Source organism: Luteolibacter algae (assembly GCF_042683045.1).
Taxonomy (GTDB): domain Bacteria; phylum Verrucomicrobiota; class Verrucomicrobiia; order Verrucomicrobiales; family Akkermansiaceae; genus Luteolibacter; species Luteolibacter algae.
The window spans coordinates 176,721-194,628 of record NZ_JBHUIT010000003.1 but is presented as its reverse complement, the minus strand read 5'-3'; the positions used below and the strand labels follow the sequence as shown (position 1 = coordinate 194,628).

The window sequence follows — 17,908 nt, the reverse complement described above, 5'->3', positions numbered from 1 at the left end:
ATATGCGCTCGATTTTCTCCATGCTGATGGCTTTGGGCGGACTGCTTTTCTTTCTCGCCGGTCTATGCATGCCTTGGTTTGCGCTGCCCACGGGTTTTGAAGTGGATGGGAGTTTGATCGTTAGGGATGCCCCTTCGACGCTGTGGTGGAAGGCTGGCTGTGTTTTCATTATTGCAGGCACGTTGGGCTGGCTGCTTCTACGAAAAAAAACGGCGGGCCAACATGCTACGCTTTCAGCGGTTTTCGCCGCTGTGCTGCCATTTTTACTGTGGTTTCCGCAGTCGGTGATCGTGATGGACGAGACGACCTCCGGAGATGCCGGTTGGCTGCAGCAGCAGTTTGATAACCTGACCTGGCTGGGCGGCGATATTTATCGGGGGCATTCGGAACGCCCCGTTCCCGGTGGAATGGGTTTGTGGGCCCAGGATCCGCCTGACCGGCTCGCGGTTTTCCGTCCGCCGATGTCTGGTTCGCTTTCACTGGGCATCGCGGAAATACCGGATATGGTCTGGTGGTTTGGATACAATCCGGCCTTTAGTCAGTTCGCGGGAAAAGGTTGGTTTCTCTGCGTCTTCGGCGTGCTCTTCATGTTGACAGGAAGTTTCGGCTGGGGGCAACGGGGAGCCGCGAAGGGAGAGCGGAAGTATTTGTTGCGGGGGACCGCGATTGCGCTCTGCGGCTCCGCGGCGATCTTCGTTTTACTCACGATGATACCTCTGATTCTCGGTGGAAGAGCGTTGAGGGAGGCCAGAAAGGATGCCATGTCGTGGCAGCCCCGGGAGGCATTGGAAAAATTGGAGTTAGCGGGGAAGCGGCTGCCTGCGCTGTGCATCGACAGTGGCGTGATCCTACAGCGTGGGGCCCTGCTCCGGCAGCTTGGACAGACGGATGTCCCTGCGGCGAAGCTCCACGAGGCATGGTTGCTCTTCGATAAAGGATATGGTGCGCGGTCGTCAGCGCTTTTGGAGGACTTATTGAAAAGAAGGCAGCAGCTGACCGTATCGGAGCGGAGAGAGGTGCTGCGGGGACTTTTGAGAAACTGTATCGACGATGTGAACTCGAGCCGCCTCACCGAGGCCAAGCGCAAGTTCGGATTGTTATTGGATGAGGAGCCGACGTGTATGCAGGCCTGGTTTCATTACCAGCTGGCCTGCCTGCAATCGGGTGATCTCGCCGGAAACCGTTTTGCCGCCTCAAGAATCAAGCCTCTCACAGGCAGTTTTTTACGGAAGGAGCGCCGGGGAATTCTGGCCGCCAGCCAAGGATTTTTAGCCCAGGGAGAAGCTGCCGCGGGAAATGACCAGGAAGCGATCGCCGCTAGAAAACTCTCCCAAGGACGATGAAATCCCAGCGGAACGATCTTTTGAAACTATGGCCTGCCATCTGGATTGGTCTTGCTGTCGCCATGGCTGTATTGCTCGGCGGGGAATGGTGGAAGCCATACGATCCGCCGGTGCGGGAAGTTGTATGGCCGGCGGATGCCCGATGGATTCGCACAGCAGATGATTTGCAGTCAACTGCTTGCTTCAGGCAGGACTTTACCCTTATCGAGGATGTGGACTCCGCATGGGTGAGGATTGCCGCACAGGGAGGTTTTGAAATCACGGTGAATGGAGATCCGGTGGGAGCCTGGACCTATTGGCGCTCGACCAGACAGTTTCAAAACGGTCTTGGCGCACCCGGGCAAAGATTGACTGCCTCGGATCCGGCGATGGCCTTGAACTTTCCACGGGAATTCCAGTGGACAGGCCATGCAAATCACAAGACGCCGATCTATTTCGATATCCGTCCATATTTGCGGCAGGGAAAAAACGCGATCTGCATCGAAACCGAGGCTAGGAAACCGCAGCCGGCCGTAATTTTGACCGGGGAAATCCGCTTGGTGGGTGGTTCTGTGGTCCCGATCAATACGAATAGCGCTTGGCTGGCGGAGCCTGTCCCGGTCGGCTGCACCCAGCAGGAATGGGTGAGGCCGGAGATAAGAATGAAAGGATGGCGAGAGGCCGAGGCATGGACGCGTGGCCCTCGTTCCGGAAAAACAATGGTTCCCCAAGGAACGTTCGAGAATCCGTTTCATGCAAGCTGGGTAGGGCTTTCTCCTCTGGAGAATGGTGCTGGCTACGAGGAGCTGGTGCTGAACTGGGATCAAGGAAAACTCCCACAAAATGCCATCCTTCGGGTCGCTACCGCAGAGGCCTACGCGGTATCGATCAATGGCAAGGCACTCCGTCCGGGAAGCCGTGAGAAAAGCTCATTGAACGATGGTGGATGGTTGGTCGGCTGGGAAGGGCGCCGGCCTTTGGCGACGATGCCGACGCTGCTGGATCCCGACGAGGTATCGAGCCCGTTTTCGGGAACACGTTTTGAAAACCCGCGGCACGGTGATCCCACTGCGAATGATTTCAAACGTTTCGAAAATACTTTGAACCGCACCCGGGAGCGGCCGAATTCCACTGCGGAAGGTGAAGGCCTGGATGACACTTATGGGGAAAAGGAAGTCAAAGGCCGCGAGGCAGATCCGTTGGGCTATGATGAAGAAGCCGCTCTGGTAGTGCCGCTGGAAGTCTCCCGGATTCGCAATGACGAGGGCTTTTTCGGCTACGGTGTCGATGGTATGATTCGTCGCGGTGCGAACGAATTACGCATCCGCCTGGTGCCGGGCTTGGATGCTGGATACACGAGAAGCAACACGCGGCGTATTGCAGCGGAGCTGGTTACGGATCACGCGGGAGGTGCCAGGCAGCTCTTTGCCACCGGGAGTTCCGCATGGCGGGTGGATGACGGGGCGAGATCTTCTGCGGCACCTGCTTTCAACTCTCTGGCGGATAGCAAAAAACTTCCGCCCATGAGCTTCGTCGGCAACGGATGGCCGGGCAGGCTATGGAAGGTGTATTCGATATTTCTGGGCATATTCTCAGCCCTTGGCGCCCGCATGATCATCCGCTACCTGCCGGGGAAATTGGTGCTGTCCTGCGTATGGTTTGCCATTGCCGCATTACTTGTCTTCGGGCTGAGGTCTTCGCTTTTCGAAAGATCGGAGTTTCTTTTTTTCCGCGAGCGGCATTGGGCTGGCTGGGCGCTGCTGTTTTCGTCATGCATCGCGGTGATGGCACCATTGGTGTTGAAGAAATCTTCCGGAATGCGCACCCGGGGCAAAGGAAGACGTTGGATGGCCTTCACAATTTTACTGGTGATATGTTTTTTTGTGCGCGGCTGGAAAGCTGATTTACAACCCATCGATGACGATGAATTTGCTTCGATCCAAGGGGTGGCTTCAATCGTGGTGAAAGGGGTTCCCGAGATCGGAAAAGACATCTGGTATACCCGCAGCCCGATGTATCATTATGTGGCCGCCGCCGTCGCTTGGATCTTCGGGACAAACCTGTGGACACTGCGGTTGTTCTCCGTTTTCACCGGAGTGGCGACCGGTGCCGCAGTGTGGTGGATGTGCCGTGTGTGTTTTAAAAATCGCTGGATAGCGGTGGGATCATTAGCACTTTTCGCCCTACATCCATTTCTGATTTTCACCTCACACATCGCGCGTTTTTACCAGCAGCAGCAGCTTCTAATTACTATTACTGCAGTATGTTTGATGCGCGGTTTTGTGCAGGCTGCCGGACCGGGATGGATCCTTGCCACAGTGTTCAGTTTTGGAGCGGCGATTTTGAGCCAGGAAATCAGCATCGGGTTTGCTCCATCATTGTTCGTGACCTACCTCCTGTTCGGCCGGGATATTCCGTGGCGTTGGGAGTTCAAGGCGGGGCTGGCGGGAGTGATTATCGGAGCTCTATTCGTGATTGATGTCCTGGTTTTCCAGATGAAATGCCTCACGTGGACTTCCGGTGTGTCGCCGAATGTCGAGGCGACGATTGCCCCAAATTTCTGGGAGCTGGGAAATCTAGTGTCGATGTTTATCGGCTACTCGCGCCTTCATTTGCTGGCGAGCGCATTTCTTCCTTTCAGTTTGATGGCCGCGCTGCGACGTGGTGATCGGAGTATTCTAGCGATGCACACTCTGTTGTATACGGCAGTTCTGTTTACGAACCTTTTGGTCACTTCCACGAGCTTCCGCTACCAATATGCATACACGACGTTATGGATCCCGCTTTGTGTCCACGGAGTGGCAGAGGTATCCCGGCAGGTGGTTTTCCAGCTGCGCCGGGTGGGTGCGCCACGCCGGATGGGGCCGGCGATTGCTGCATTGCTAGGGCTGGGAATTATCCTCAGCTGGAGCCCGTGGCGCATCCCCGGGTCTTATGATGAAACCCTCTTGGGCGATCCGATCACTCCGCTGAGATTTGTGCGCTCAAACTTGCGGAGCGAAGACAAGGTAATGATTACGGAGCCTCATCCGCATGCTGCGAAGATGGAGCTCGGCCAAGCGGATTATGATCTGGCTTTGCCGATTCTCTATGATTTCGCCTATTCCGATGACGGGTTGCTCAGGGATCGGAACGGTGATGCAAAAGTCATCAACCGGTTGGCACAGTTCCAGGATATTTTCGCGCGCGAGGAGCGGGTATGGATTGTGGTAAACCGTGAAAAGCTCCGTTCGAGGACTCGCAATTTACGCTGGGAATATGCTGGAGCACGGGAAGAAAATTTCATCCGTGCGAATTGCCAATTGGCGTTCCGCAGTTACCTCTGGCATGTCTATCTTTGGGATAGAACCGCCCATCGCTATCAGGCTTTCCGCACTGAGCCCAATCAATGGACCGAGTAGAGTGCGGAAAGCGGGAGCTGATGATTTTCAGGAAACGGGTGCCTTAACCTGGCCTTCGCCGCGGACGCGGTATTGATAGCTGGTAAGTTCGCGAAGACCCATCGGGCCGCGGGCATGAAGCTTGTCAGTGGAGATACCGATTTCCGCGCCGAACCCGAATTCCCCGCCATCGGCAAAACGTGTGGAGCAATTGTGCATCACACATGCGGAATCAATCGCGCGGAGGAATTTTTCGGCCTCATCGGTATCAGTGGTGACAATGCAGTCGGTATGATGGGAGCCGTAGCTGTTGATGTGCTCAATGGCCTCATCAATGCCGTCGACGATCTTGATTGATAGGATTTTCTCCAGATACTCCGTGCCCCAATCTTCTTCCGTTGCGGGGATAAGATCCGGGAGGATCGCACGAGATGCCTCGTCACCCCGCAATTCTACGGATTTTTCACGAAGTGCCATCGCGGCTTTGGGAAGGAAGTCCGCGGCGATCGATTTCTCGATTAGAAGAGTTTCCAATGCGTTGCAAACTCCCGGCTTCTGGGTTTTGGAATCGACCGTTAGCGCAACCGCCATCTCCTGATCAGCGTTTTTCTCGACGAAAAGGTGGCAGATACCATCGTAGTGTTTGATGACAGGCATGCGTGCGAGTGACACAACGGTCTCGATCAACCCTTTTCCACCACGTGGGATAATTAGATCCAGCCACTGATCCATACCAGCCATGGCCGCCACACTCTGGCGGTCCGTGAATGGCACGAGCTGGATGGAATGATCCGGAAGGCCCGCCTTCGCTCCACTGGTTTGCAAAGCGGTGGCGATGGCCCGGTTTGAATGGATGGCCTCGCTCCCCCCACGGAGGATGGTGGCGTTGCCAGTCTTGAAGCAGAGTGCCGCTGCATCCGCAGTGACGTTCGGACGGCTTTCGTAGATGATTCCGATCGTGCCGATGGGGACGCGGAGTTGCTCGATCTTTATGCCATTCGGACGGTCCCATGCATCGAGAACCTGCCCGACGGGATCCGGCAGCGTTGCCACATGTTCCAGCGCCTCTGCAATATTCCCGAGGCGTGTTTCATCGAGGCGAAGCCGGTCCAGCATAGCGGAGGAAAGACCTTTTTCCTCTCCAGCGGCGATGTCCTTTTCATTAGCGGATAAAATTTCCGCGGAGCTTTCGCGCAGGCCGGCAGCCATTGCTAGGAGGATGCTATTTTTCTTTTCCGTTGAGAGCTGGGATAGCTGATAGGAAGCGGCGCGGGCCTGACGACCCATTTCGTGAATTTGTTCGGTAATCTTGTCTGGCATGAATCAGCTGAGTTGGGGTTTGAAACGTGTGGACAGGCCTTTGCCTGCCACGATTTCGGAAAGTCTGTGCGGCTCCCGGCCGTTGGCAATGTGCACCTCGATGCCTTCTTCGACCGCGAATTTTACGGCTTTTAATTTGGATGCCATTCCACCCATGGAGAATTTCCCTTTGTCCGAGCGGACGTGCTGGAAGACGCTGTCGATATCGTCCACTTCGTGAATAACTTCGTTGGTCTCCGGATCTAGCAGACCATCGACACTTGTGAGGAGAATGACGCGATTTGCCCCGATGAGTTTTGCAACCCTGACAGATAACATGTCATTGTCTCCGAAGTTTAGCTCGCGGATGGCGACGGAGTCGTTTTCGTTGATGATCGGTAGAATACGTGGCTCGACGATGAGGCGGTTGAGCGTGTTGAGAATATATCCAGCGCGTTGTGGTCCCTTGATATCCCCGGCCGTCAAAAGAATCTGGGCCACGGAAATGTCAAAGTTCGCAAAGAGCGAGGTGTAGATCCTCATCAGGCGGGCCTGGCCGACAGCGGCACATGCCTGGCGTGTGATGATATCCTGCGGATACTCGGTAAGACCCATCGCTGAAACTCCGGAACCGACCGCGCCCGATGATACGAAAACGCACCGGTGTCCTCTCTTCATGAGTTTCGCAATTGCGGTAACCAGATGAACGAGCGCCGCGCGATCAATTGTGCCGTCTGCGACTTTTGTAAGGATTCCTGTGCCTGCTTTGATAACGGTGAGGTTTTTGTCCATGAGATAGTATTTGCGGATTCCCGCCAGAGAGGACTAACCCCGTCTGGCACGAATTGCCAATGTAAAGCTTGGGCGGGAGTTCCAAGTTCGCCTTGCGGAACTGCTGATGTCAGTCTATTGGCTACGCCTGTATTATGAAATTTTTCATCCGAGTTCTATTATTGCTGTTATTCCTGATGCCTGCAGGCGAGCTTATGGCAGCTTCTTCCGAAGAGGCTGCTTATACATTCGCGGATGGCTCCGTGCAGTATTCGCATCTGCCAATGCCGACGGAAAATTACCCGGAAGTGGAAGGTGGATTGATGGATGTATTGAAAGCGAGAGCTTCCCAGAATCCTTTCAACGTGGCGGCCACCATTATCTTCCTGCTCGCGATTCTGCATACATTCGCCGCGGGCCCGCTTAACAAGATTGCCCACAAGCTTGAAGTGGAACATGCGGAGAGGCTCCGCATCCGCGGGCCCAAGGATGACGCGCATCCCGACGGTGAGGATGAAGTTTCCTTTGGTGCGACAGTTTTCCATTTCCTCGGCGAAGTGGAGGCAATTTTCGGACTCTGGGTGCTGGCACTCGCGGGAGCGGCCGCATATTTTTATTCGTGGCAGGATTTCAAACTCTATGTGAACAATGACCGGGTCTACACCGAACCAATGTTTGTGGCGGTTATCATGGCGATTGCCGCCAGCCGCCCGGTTCTCCGGTTTGCGGAAAAACTAATGGCAAAGGCTGCCGGCCTCGGCAAGGGCTCGCCTGGCGCCTGGTGGGTAAGCGTTTTGATTGTAGCTCCGATTCTCGGTTCCTTCATCACCGAACCGGCTGCAATGACCATTGGCGCAATGCTGCTGGCGAAAAAATTCTATCGCAATCATCCTTCGAAGAAGTTCGCGTATGCGACTATCGGCTTGCTGTTTGTGAATATTTCAGTCGGCGGAACTCTGACAAATTTTGCTGCTCCACCGGTGCTGATGGTAGCTGCAACGTGGGAGTGGAGCACGCTTTTCATGCTTGAGCATTTCGGCTGGAAAGCAGTCACCGGGATCTTCATCGCGACTTTCTGCTACTACGTTTACTTCCGTAAGGAGCTTAAACAGCTCAGCGTGAATCAAGCAAAAGGCGAGGACGAGGATGGCCGACGCCTCCCATGGCAGGAGCGTGAAGACGATATCCCTACCTGGATCACCATGGTGCATCTCGTCTTCCTGGCTTGGACAGTATACACAGCGCACTATCCGGTTCTTTTCGTGGGTGGCTTCCTGTTCTTCCTGGCATTCCGCATGTCGACAAGACATCACCAAAATTCGGTATCGCTCCGGAGCCCTATCCTTGTTGGCTTCTTCCTGGCTGGTCTGATCATCCACGGTGGCTTGCAAGGTTGGTGGATTGATCCCGTGATCCGCTCTCTGGGTGATTCCACCCTGATGCTTGGATCCACAATTCTTACCGCTTTCAATGACAATGCGGCAATCACCTACCTTGCCTCGCAGGTTGAGGGACTTTCGATCACTGCGAAGCATGCAGTTGTCGCCGGTGCTGTAACAGGTGGTGGCCTGACAGTCATTGCGAATGCTCCGAACCCTGCGGGCCAGAGCATTCTTGCTCGCTTCTTCAAAGGCGGTGTTTCTCCCCTTTATCTGTTCCTAGGAGCTTTGGTCCCAACTATTATCCTCTATCTATGCTTCATCGTTCTGCCGAACGGTCCGGCTCAAGAGGGTGTGGAGCATGGCAAAGAGCACGATCAAGCTCCTGCCGCAGAGAGCATGGGCGATTTGCCGGCGAAAGTTTCCGAGTAGAGAAACCTACCGGATTCAATTCACAAACCAGAGGGTGGCATCGGCTGCTCTCTGGTTTTTTAATGTCTGCGTTTTCTGCGTAGGCAAAAAATCAGTGAGGAGAATACGATGAATGCGGAGGAGGAGGGCTCAGGAACAATCAGTGAAATATTATCAAAGCCGACAGGACCAATAAACTCATCACCGATTGCCGTGCCAATTTGGACGGCGGAAAAAAGTCTGATGGTCTGGATATTGGAAAGTGCTTCCGCGTAGGTGTCGGTGCCTATTTCCCCGGCAAAATTTCCCACCCGGCTAAGCTCGTTTTCCGCCACAGAGAGGGATACGTGGGTCCAGTCCGACAAGGTCCCGACAATGACGGCGGCGGAGCTCACAAACCAAGTCCCCCCGGATTGCATGGGAGAAGCCCGGGTGCCGAGAGCTACCCGCAGGTGCAAGGTATCGCTACTGCTGAAATTCGCGACATCCAGCTCAACAGCCGTAACGTTCATGGAGATGTAATCTCCGGTCCACGCCGTTTCTCTACTGAAGGTGATGAGCCTGCCCCTTTCTTCCGCTCCATCTGAGTCCAGCTTCAGATAAGGATTTCCAGCGGTAATCGGACTTTCCGTGGAAGTTGCCCAGGGACGCCAGCCATCGTCATCATTGTCAAAGGTGGAGGTGGTCAGGGAAAGACCGGCGGAAGCCAGAGAAGCAAAGGAGAGGCTGAAGACCAAAGCACAAGTGGCGGTGGTAGGTGAAGAGTTCCGGATCATGCGAGCATTCCCAGAGGGTGTGGCGTGGTGGATGGGTTGAAAAAGTTCCCGGCGTTCGGGAATACGGTTTCCAGTTCGCTATTGGGAACGCCAAACCAGGAGGCTAGCTCTGTGCCATAGGCATCCACCGAAGTGGTCGGAAGCAATCGCCCGCGGCCGATGTCCAATGAGCTGCCGCTCGAAAGATCCGGGTATTCTCCATAAATTTTTCCACCATTGAGCGGACCGCCATTTGTGCGGCTGCCGCCGATGACAAACTGGTTGCCGCCCCAGGCGTGATCCGATCCACTACCGTTTGAAGTCAGCGTGCGCCCGAAGTCCGAGGCGGTGAAAAGGACGACATCGTTCTGTAGTCCCAGCTGGTTCATTTCTTTCCAAAAGGCTTCGATGGCTGCATCGACTTCGGAAAAAAGATTCTGCTGGTTGCTCAGAACCGCGCTGTGGTGATCCCATCCACCGCGCTCCACAAAGAAAATCTGCCGGTTCATGCCCAACGTATTTCTTGCTTTCATCACCTTCGAGATCGTTTCCAAACGGCTGCCGACTGTAGTATTCGGGAAGTTTTCCGTGGTGCTCAAAGGACTAACGGCACTATCAAATGCGAAGGCAGTGTCTATCGATCCCCGGTTTTTCTCGGCGAGAGTCTTTTGATACAGGTTTTTGTAATTTTGGCTGAGAATACTGTTCACAGCGATGGTGCTGGGATCGCCGGGATTTGTCGGATCGTAGCCATCCAGCAAAACGACTCCTTTGGGCGAAGTCATATAAGGCACCGTGCTCTTTCCTGTTTGCAGCACATTGTTTCCGGATAGGGAGAGGTTCATGGCGATTGAGCCAGTGGAATTGACTTGCGCCATGCAGTCGGCCACGCGCCCCGCCCATCCCTTCGGACCCGCACCACGGATTTGTGGAACGACTGTCTGCCAATGCAGCCGTTCATCGGCATGTGAAAATAGCCCTGTGGGAAGCTTGGCGGATTTATTCTGATAGGATGAGATGCTGGTAGGCTCGATCAAGGTGCCAATGTTGGAAACAAAGGCAGCATTTCCGTTGTTATACAGGGTTTGTAGGTAGGGAAGTTCCGGATGGATGCCGAATTCCTGATAAGCCTGGCCAGTGCTGGTAACAGGCAAGAGATCGGACTTCGGCAAAGCAAGCGAGGAGCGGGCGGAGCTGTAGGCGGAGTAGGCTCCGGAATTACGCGGGACCAACATGTTGTAGGAATCGTTTCCCCCGGAAAGGAAGAGGCAGACGAGCGCTTTGTAATCTCCAAATGTTCCGCCGGATGCCGCACCAGCAGTGAGCCGCAGGGAAAGGAGTGTGGAGAATAGGGATGCCGTCCCCACGGCGGCGCAGCTGGTTTGCTGCAGAAATTGTCGGCGGTTTAGGTTCGGTTTCATGGCTTGGGATTTATTGGAGTGTATTGAATTCCGGCAGCAGGGTGATGAGCCATAGAGTCAGCCGGACGCGCTTTTCCCGATCGGAATTACTATTCCCATTGATCGCATCAATGGCATCGAAAATAGTGGCGCGGTTTGTTTCCAGCAACCTCCCGGGAGCCAACATTGTCGCCGCATGATTGATGAGAGCATGGTGCCCGGATGGATTATCGGCCGCGAGCGAGATCTCATAACTCAGATCCAGATCGGAGTGGGCACTGTTGTAGAACAGCGTGGGCTTGTAATCGTCCATCACCAGCTCGTGTAAGGCATTCTGCAGGGTAATGGCCAGAACATCGGTATGAATCTCAAACTCGGGAGCATAGAGGCCACGGTCTGAGATAATGCCTGGTGGCTGGAAGTCAGGAAGGTAGAAATTGAATACCGAGGGTGAGCCGAATGGCTCTTGGCCGACGATTTCATCCGTGTTTTTGAACGTGAAAATTTCCAACGGGTTGGTTTTCCAGTTCACGGTTCCGGGCGAGGGGGTGAGATTGAACGCTCTCCCCACACTGATGAGGCGGATCAATGGCTCGCGTAGCCGCCCGTGTCCGGGATCGCCCGATAAGGATGGATTACGGGCTTCGGGATGAAGGAGAATCGCCCGGAAAACAGCACCCATGTCGCCACGCTGGTTTGAGCCAGTCCCATTGTAGCTGCCGGAAATGAATGCACCGGCCACATCGTGTATGTATTGTGGGGACGGGTTTGAAACTGTCATCCGTTGAATCAGGTTCCTTGCGATGAAAGGAGCGGTGTTCGGGTGGTTGAACAAATGGTCGAGAAACACAGAGACTTCCTCCCGCATTCCCGCATCGTTGGAATCAAAGGGACCGATTATCGGCGCGGTCGCAGGCCCCTCGGGACCATCATAATCCAGTAGCTTTTTGCGTGTGAAATCGTGCCAGCTTGACTGGAGCCTCATCGGATCCACCCGGTTTCCGGTGCCGTTTTTGTTTTCCACATTGTCCCGGTTCGCCTGTTTCCGGAAGCCGGTGAAAATTTTTGCAAACTCAAAAATATCGTCATTATCATACGTTGGGATCTGGTTCCCGTTTGCATCGAGAACCGCAGTGCCATCCTGGTTCAGCAGCCACAGACCAATAGTGAAGAGCTGCATGATTTCACGCGCGTAATTCTCATCGGGAAACGTGCCGGTGGAGGTGTTCGCTTTTTGATTATTTGTGTAGGAAAGGTAATCGCCCATCATCGGGTGGTAGGTTACTTTCTCGAGAATATCGCGGAAGTTCCCGAATGCATTGCGCTGGAAAATATCATAGTAAGCCAGCCAGCACTCGACGGTATCTGTGCCGCTGAAGCCAGCGGTGGACATGACAAATATCTGGCTCAATGCCCATGCCGCACGCTGCCGGAGAGCGTCATCCGCACTGATGGCATGATGATACCAGATGGCTTGTTTGGTATTGAAAATCGTAACAATCCTCGGACTGGGATCGACCGTGCCGGATGAATAATAGCTGAATTCCTGTCCGTAAGCGGGGTTATGGCCTACCTCGGACGGGGAATTGCCGGTCATGTTGACGAAGTCCGGATTCGACCTTTGCCGCCAGTAGGCCCTTAGAGAGCCGACCGGTTTTGCCATTTCCGCGGTGATCCATTGGTCAAAAAAAACGTAAGGAGCTTCATTGAAACCGCTTGGCTCCGTGATCCCGGGAAAGCTCGCCATCATGTTCCTTGTCGGCCCGAAGGTTGCCTGCTGGAGAAAGCGTGAAGCGGCTTCCATGTTGGACAAGCCGGATCCGCTTTCAGTGACAACCCGATAGTAGCCGGAGGGTTGATCGGGATAGTCCGTCAGCACCTGGTTGCTGCCGGTGGTTCTGATCGGCAAGGCATAGGGAAAAAGATTTTCCCAGCTGGCTCCATGGCGGCGGGCAATGGGCTCCCAATTGATCAAATCCGGTGACCATTCGATCATGCGGAAATCGGACGATGCGGTGTCCGGTAATTTCACTTCGATGTGGTTCCCGACTGCCGAGACTTCGGGCGGATTCGCCAGGAGTGTGCTGGCAAGGGAGAACATGCCGAGGCCTACACGGGTAGCCTTCAGTCGACTTTTCGGTGAAAAGCTTTTCATAGTTTTGGTTTTTTTGCCGGGAGGTTCGGCTGGCCGGGGCAGAAGCGCTGCCGAGAAAAATAGGGGACCTGATTTTTATCGACAGCGCTCTGCTTTGTATCCCGCACTCGGTAGGCTGGGGTAAGCAATGTTTACCGCCTGCTTGCCGGGGTATCGGGATACTAGGCTTGGGTTTTGTTTTTGGGTTTTATACTGCTCCAAAATTTGGGGCAGTGGTGACAACTAATCGGTTGACATGTCGAAGTGAAGAGAATTTTGCATAAAAAAACCTGACACCGGAAAATCAGTGTCAGGTCTCGTGTCGGGAAAGCTGGAATTTACTTCTGGCGGATTCTCCAGACCTCGCAAATTTGGTTGCGCTCTGGAATCCGGCTGCTGAAGCGATCCGTCTGGCCGAGATAAACGGCTTGGACGCGCTGTCCGGAACGCTTGCGGCTGGCAAAAAATTCAGCACCGGCAGTGGCGCGGTTTGAGGAAAGTGTTTCGTTGGCAGCTGCATCGCCAGTGGTAGAGGCATAGCCGACAATCAAGACAAGATCGCCATCCGGGACATCGTCTTCGATGATATGTTTCAGTTGATCCTGTTCGGTTTGTGTCAGCTCGCTGGAGCCGGTTTTGAAGTGGAGGGTATGGAGAACATTTGCTCCCAGATCGACGCCGAGCTTGCTGTATTCCGTCGTCAGGTCGGAATCCGGGAGGCCTTCCAGCTTCCTCAGTCTACGGAACAACTCCACGGCAGCTGGAAGAAGCTCGTCTTCCGATTTGGCAAAAAGGTTCATTTTTCCCAGCTGTGCTTCGAGCTCCTTGACACGGTTTTCGAAGAATTCCTTCGACCGGAGCGTTTCCTGGAAGCGCCGCTGAAGATCTGCAAATTCTTCCTCATTCACGCTGCCGGACATTTCATTGAGCTTTTTACGAGTGGTCGCAAGCTCATCGGAGAGTGCGTCCCTCTGGGACTTGACGTCGTTGAACATGCGCTTGAGTTGCTCGTTGTCCGCACTGCCCAGAAGCGCTCTCTGGAGCTCCGCCTGGATGCGGGAATTTTCCGCGGAGACATCCTGGCGGAGTTTTTCAAGGCGTAGAATCTCGCTATTGCGCCTGGAGAGTTCCGTATCTTTTTCCGCGAGCATTTGCTGAAAACGGTTGGATAGATTCACCAGCGTATCGGCATCATTCTTGAGCCGTTCTGCAATATTTTCCAGTGGCTCAGAAGAGCCTTCGATGGGTGGGAGTCCCATTGCCATGCGCTGGCGGTTGAGCTCGTTGCGGCGCGCGTCGACATCGGCTTTGAGCGCGGCGACGGCCGGGTCGTCTGCCAGGTTTGTTTGAGTAGAGGTTTTGCCGCGCTTCATGTTGCTAACGACAAGCACCACAACCATCGCGAAGATCATGAACAAAAGGAAAACGATGGGAGTCATCATCCCGGCCATCTTGTTCTTTTCCTCCGCAGGGCCTTCGGCGGGGGTGACCTCAGGATCCAGCTGCACGGATTCGGTGTGGGTCGTCACCGTTTCGTCCACGATTTTGGTCTCTTCCACCTGTTTCTCTTCTGACATGGGGAGACCCTGTCGAATGCCGTGCTGTTCTGTCAATCAGCCAGTGATTCAGCCTTTCAGTATGGCAAACTCGCTGGGATGATTGAAAATGTGAGTGGGGTTCACTTTTTCCAAAGATTCCCGTGAATTGAAGCCCCAGCTGACAGCGGCGTGGGGGATTCTTGCTTTCTTGGCAGCCTTCATGTCCCGGAGTTCATCGCCGATGTAGCACATTTCCTCGGATCGCAGGGAAAAGGTCTTACGGATCGCGCGTAGATGCCGTGCCTTCCCTGTCAGTTTTGAAGTGGACGATACAAACTCGAAGAGATCACGGATTCCGTGGTTTCGCAGGAAGACATCCACATTGGCAGTGGCGTTGGAAGTGAGGATGCCAAAGCTGTCCGCATGCTCGCGGATATCAATCAGTGCCTCCTTCATGCCTTCGATGAGCTGTAGGCGATCGATATTTGCGCGCATGATGCCGGTGCCGCGGGCGATCATCGAAGGCACCCGGCGCTTCGGGATATCCAGTTCTGAAAGGATCTGCTTCAGGGAAAGGTGGCGAAAGGCTGCCATTTCGTGTTCTTCCACCTGGCGGATCCCGTAATCAGGAGCCAGCTCGTTGAATATTTTCCGGGTTTCTCCGAGCGTATCGGCAATCGTCCCGTCGAAATCAAAAATCAGCGCCCTGTATTTCATGCGGTGGAAATTTGTCCGGCATGGATCGCTCTTGCCAGACAAAAGCGGACTTTTCCTCAGAGTTTGAGGTTTGGATCGATATCGCCGTCCAATCCATCGATTTTCCCCGCAAAGTATTTGAGCAGGCCGGCAAAACCGATCATTGCCGCATTGTCGGTGCAGACACTGCCTTCAGCGATCACCAGCTCAAGGCCTTCTTTATCGCAGCGCTCGATGAAGGCATTCCTGACTTGTTGGTTGAGACTGACCCCGCCTGAGATACCGACCGTCTCCGCCCGCACCAGCTTCACCGCCCGAATGGTTTTATCCACCAAGACCTCTACCACAGCGGCTTGGAAGGATGCCGCGATGTCTTCCAACTTCGCCTGCCGATCCTTTTGCAGGGTGTAAAGCACTGCGGTTTTCAGCCCGGAAAAGGAAAAATCGAGTTCACCACCCTGCATCATGGACCGGGGGAAATCATAGGCCCTGGAATTGCCGTTTCTGGCTGCCTTTTCGATCTCCGGCCCGCCGGGATAGGGGAGGCCCAGCATTTTTCCCACCTTATCAAAAGCCTCGCCTGCCGCATCGTCGCGGGTGCTGCCTAGTCTGGTGTAGTTTCCGGCAGAATTGACTTCCATCAGTAAGGTGTGTCCGCCGGAGACGATCAGCCCCACATGGCGGGGGACTTCCGTTCTGTCCATGAAAGGTGAAAGCAAATGACCTTCCAGGTGGTTTACCCCGACGAATGGTTTCCCGGAGACACAAGACATCGCTTTTGCGGCCGTGCTGCCGACAAGAAGCGACGAGGCCAGGCCGGGGCCCATCGTGGCGCCAAAGACATCAATGTTCGCCATCGCTATCCCCGCCGTGGATAGTGCCTGCTCCACCAGGCCGTTGAGGCTCAGCGAGTGACTGCGGGAGGCCAGCTCCGGCACGACTCCGCCGTGCTCCCGATGCTCCTCGATCTGGGAGGCGATCTCGCTAGCCAATACTTCGGACACACCACCGGGCTCGCCACGTAGGATGGCGACCGCCGTTTCATCACAAGAACTTTCTATCGCCAGGAAAATTGACACGGGCGGATAGTTCACGGCTGTGCGGGATTTCGCAATAGCGAACCCATGTGATCTGCGAGACTAGAAGTGGTAAATGATGCCGGTAACCACACCGTGATCGAAATCCTCCGGTGAAGTGAGCGGGAACTCATAAGCGGCGCGGATATCGAGGCGGGAGCTGAGCCCGTAGCTGATTCCCAGCAGGCCTTCGGCATTGATTCTGCCTTTCTCGTCGCCGTTCAGTCCTACTGTTCCCGCGACTTCGGCGTGGAGATTCAGCAGACCAACAGAGCTATGATGGCTATGTGAGTGAGTGGCCACACCGCTTTTTCCGAAGGTTTTCACAAGTCCGAAGCCAAACACGAACTCGCTGGAATCTTCCGCGAACACGTGTTCTACGGAGGCTTGGCTATTCAACGTCCACCAGTTTCCGAGATCCAGCCAGGCGGCAAAGCCCGGGGCGATGGATGTCTCGCCGCCGATTTCATCGTCACCCGTGGGGGCGATCACCTCCACTTGAGCGGTGAGAAGGAATCGCTCGCTTTCATAAACCAAAGCACGGGGCACGATAGCAAGATCGCCGAATCCCTCGCTGGTGCCAACACTCTCCTCATCGACGTAGGCGTAGGGAAGCTCGAAAATTAGCCCCAGTCGGCGGGTCAGCGCCCACTCAAGTTCCGCCTCGATCTCGTGTTCATGCGTGCCATCACCTTTGCGGTATCTATGACTGAGGAAAAAGTCCCGGCCGGTGAGCGCGGGCTCGATGCCAAAGGAGTGAACCACGGGGGTGCCGCTTTTGCTGAAATGCACGTGCTCAAAGGGCTCAAGCCAATCTCCCTGTCCGGTTGGTGCGGCTTGGTCATGGGAATGCTGGTGGTGATCTTCCAGTGCGGCGCTGTGGATCGCGGAAGCAGCTAAAACGGCGGTGGTGAGGAGAAATTTGGACATGCGCGGGAAAAAGTGCAAAGAACTTGCATTAGGGTCAACAATGAAACGCGATAAACTCGCAATAGGAGTTTAATTGCGTAAGGTCTAAGCGTGCGTCTTCGTCCAAGTCCGGGAAAATCGACATAGCTGGGGGAAAAATTCTGAATAATTCGCCTCAAATGCCGAGAGCTGGTTAGCAAGATCCTCTTCTGCCCCGAGGACTGGGCTTGCCGCCGGGCCACGGCTGGCAATTCTACGGAAAGTCAACGCGAGACCCGGGAGACTGGAATAGCATTCCAGCCAGTTTTCCGAAATCATCCGCGGGAGAGCTTCACGGAAAAGTGGATTGAACCAGGAATCATGTTTTCGCAACGTATCGTAGCAGTGATGGATAAAATCCTTTCGGGCTTTTTCTCCTCCTATCCATTGCTGTGAAAGGAAGTAATCGTAGAAAACATCTACAACCACCCCGGCCAGGCGCCTACGGTGGGCCGGGAGCAGAATCCGGGAGCGAGCAAAGCTGGAGTGGGAATCGGTGAAAGCATCGATTGCACGATGTTGCCGGATTCCGGTGATCACTCCTTCCGGGAAGCGATCCTGGAGCGTCTCCGGTCTGCCTTTCACAAAGTCTCCCAGTATATTGCCAACGAGCGATTCATCCGAAGCTTCGGCGAGGTAGAGATGGGCAAGGAAATTCAAATTTACGGGCTGGCGGGGTGCACCCAAGTATCCCGCTTTTCTGCGATTCTTCCAGCGGTAAGCGATTCGAAGTGAATTGAGCCGAAAAATCTGCACGTTCAGGGGTGGACGTTCCGGGTCTGATGTTACACGTTCCCCG

Annotated in this window: 13 protein-coding genes; 3 read left to right on the top strand and 10 right to left on the bottom strand. The window is 54.6% G+C overall.

Features of this window, described 5'->3' with window-relative positions:
• The first annotated feature begins 2 nt into the window (after positions 1 to 2).
• Both ACFSSA_RS05130 and ACFSSA_RS05125 read left to right on the top strand, forming a co-directional pair.
• The gene (locus ACFSSA_RS05130; protein WP_386818952.1) at positions 3 to 1,343 is read left to right on the top strand and encodes a hypothetical protein; all 1,341 of its coding nucleotides are present in this window, start codon (positions 3 to 5) and stop codon (positions 1,341 to 1,343) included.
• Positions 1,340 to 4,723 (top strand): ArnT family glycosyltransferase, encoded by a 3,384-nt coding sequence (locus ACFSSA_RS05125; protein ID WP_386818950.1) that lies wholly within the window; start codon positions 1,340 to 1,342, stop codon positions 4,721 to 4,723. The genes ACFSSA_RS05130 and ACFSSA_RS05125 overlap by 4 nt, the downstream gene beginning before the upstream one ends.
• A gap of 27 nt (positions 4,724 to 4,750) precedes the next feature.
• Here ACFSSA_RS05125 and ACFSSA_RS05120 read toward each other — a convergent pair whose 3' ends face one another.
• Positions 4,751 to 6,022 carry a glutamate-5-semialdehyde dehydrogenase gene (locus ACFSSA_RS05120; RefSeq protein WP_386818948.1) on the bottom strand — a complete coding sequence of 424 codons (1,272 nt, stop codon included), beginning with the start codon at positions 6,020 to 6,022 and terminating at the stop codon, positions 4,751 to 4,753.
• 3 nt (positions 6,023 to 6,025) lie between these two features.
• Entirely contained in the window at positions 6,026 to 6,793 is a 768-nt protein-coding gene (proB, locus tag ACFSSA_RS05115; protein ID WP_386818947.1) for a glutamate 5-kinase, read from the bottom strand.
• A gap of 134 nt (positions 6,794 to 6,927) precedes the next feature.
• Between proB and ACFSSA_RS05110 the strand changes: the two genes are divergently transcribed.
• Positions 6,928 to 8,583 (top strand): putative Na+/H+ antiporter, encoded by a 1,656-nt coding sequence (locus tag ACFSSA_RS05110; RefSeq protein WP_386818946.1) that lies wholly within the window; start codon positions 6,928 to 6,930, stop codon positions 8,581 to 8,583.
• Between the two features lie 59 nt (positions 8,584 to 8,642).
• On the opposite strand, the gene ACFSSA_RS05105 is transcribed toward ACFSSA_RS05110, so the two are convergent.
• The 8 genes from ACFSSA_RS05105 to ACFSSA_RS05070 all read right to left on the bottom strand — a co-directional run bounded on the left by ACFSSA_RS05105 (position 8,643) and on the right by ACFSSA_RS05070 (position 17,769).
• Positions 8,643 to 9,338 (bottom strand): hypothetical protein, encoded by a 696-nt coding sequence (locus ACFSSA_RS05105; protein WP_386818945.1) that lies wholly within the window; start codon positions 9,336 to 9,338, stop codon positions 8,643 to 8,645.
• On the bottom strand, positions 9,335 to 10,738 hold the full coding sequence (locus tag ACFSSA_RS05100) for a DUF1501 domain-containing protein (RefSeq protein ID WP_386818944.1): 1,404 nt from the start codon (positions 10,736 to 10,738) through the stop codon (positions 9,335 to 9,337). The genes ACFSSA_RS05105 and ACFSSA_RS05100 overlap by 4 nt, the downstream gene beginning before the upstream one ends.
• A 10-nt stretch (positions 10,739 to 10,748) precedes the next feature.
• A complete protein-coding gene (locus tag ACFSSA_RS05095; protein WP_386818943.1) occupies positions 10,749 to 12,872 on the bottom strand; it encodes a DUF1800 domain-containing protein in 2,124 nt (707 codons plus the stop codon).
• A 317-nt stretch (positions 12,873 to 13,189) separates the two neighbouring features.
• On the bottom strand, positions 13,190 to 14,428 hold the full coding sequence (locus ACFSSA_RS05090) for an OmpA family protein (RefSeq protein WP_386818941.1): 1,239 nt from the start codon (positions 14,426 to 14,428) through the stop codon (positions 13,190 to 13,192).
• Between the two features lie 48 nt (positions 14,429 to 14,476).
• The gene (locus tag ACFSSA_RS05085; protein ID WP_386818939.1) at positions 14,477 to 15,106 is read right to left on the bottom strand and encodes an HAD hydrolase-like protein; all 630 of its coding nucleotides are present in this window, start codon (positions 15,104 to 15,106) and stop codon (positions 14,477 to 14,479) included.
• 56 nt (positions 15,107 to 15,162) lie between these two features.
• A complete protein-coding gene (tsaD, locus tag ACFSSA_RS05080; RefSeq protein WP_386818937.1) occupies positions 15,163 to 16,164 on the bottom strand; it encodes a tRNA (adenosine(37)-N6)-threonylcarbamoyltransferase complex transferase subunit TsaD in 1,002 nt (333 codons plus the stop codon).
• Positions 16,165 to 16,224: 60 nt separating this feature from the next.
• Positions 16,225 to 17,091 carry a hypothetical protein gene (locus ACFSSA_RS05075; RefSeq protein ID WP_386818935.1) on the bottom strand — a complete coding sequence of 289 codons (867 nt, stop codon included), beginning with the start codon at positions 17,089 to 17,091 and terminating at the stop codon, positions 16,225 to 16,227.
• 84 nt (positions 17,092 to 17,175) lie between these two features.
• Positions 17,176 to 17,769: an acyl carrier protein phosphodiesterase gene (locus tag ACFSSA_RS05070; RefSeq protein WP_386818933.1), complete on the bottom strand. Its 594-nt coding sequence runs from the start codon at positions 17,767 to 17,769 to the stop codon at positions 17,176 to 17,178.
• Positions 17,770 to 17,908 lie beyond the last annotated feature (139 nt).

Coding starts and splice junctions, on each gene's coding strand:
- ACFSSA_RS05075 (WP_386818935.1), bottom strand. CDS start 17,091: ATGTCCAAATTTCTCCTCACCACCGCCGTTTTAGCTGCTTCCGCGATC.
- proB (WP_386818947.1), bottom strand. CDS start 6,793: ATGGACAAAAACCTCACCGTTATCAAAGCAGGCACAGGAATCCTTACA.
- ACFSSA_RS05100 (WP_386818944.1), bottom strand. CDS start 10,738: ATGAAACCGAACCTAAACCGCCGACAATTTCTGCAGCAAACCAGCTGC.
- ACFSSA_RS05090 (WP_386818941.1), bottom strand. CDS start 14,428: ATGTCAGAAGAGAAACAGGTGGAAGAGACCAAAATCGTGGACGAAACG.
- ACFSSA_RS05120 (WP_386818948.1), bottom strand. CDS start 6,022: ATGCCAGACAAGATTACCGAACAAATTCACGAAATGGGTCGTCAGGCC.
- ACFSSA_RS05110 (WP_386818946.1), top strand. CDS start 6,928: ATGAAATTTTTCATCCGAGTTCTATTATTGCTGTTATTCCTGATGCCT.
- ACFSSA_RS05085 (WP_386818939.1), bottom strand. CDS start 15,106: ATGAAATACAGGGCGCTGATTTTTGATTTCGACGGGACGATTGCCGAT.
- ACFSSA_RS05095 (WP_386818943.1), bottom strand. CDS start 12,872: ATGAAAAGCTTTTCACCGAAAAGTCGACTGAAGGCTACCCGTGTAGGC.
- ACFSSA_RS05105 (WP_386818945.1), bottom strand. CDS start 9,338: ATGATCCGGAACTCTTCACCTACCACCGCCACTTGTGCTTTGGTCTTC.
- ACFSSA_RS05125 (WP_386818950.1), top strand. CDS start 1,340: ATGAAATCCCAGCGGAACGATCTTTTGAAACTATGGCCTGCCATCTGG.
- ACFSSA_RS05130 (WP_386818952.1), top strand. CDS start 3: ATGCGCTCGATTTTCTCCATGCTGATGGCTTTGGGCGGACTGCTTTTC.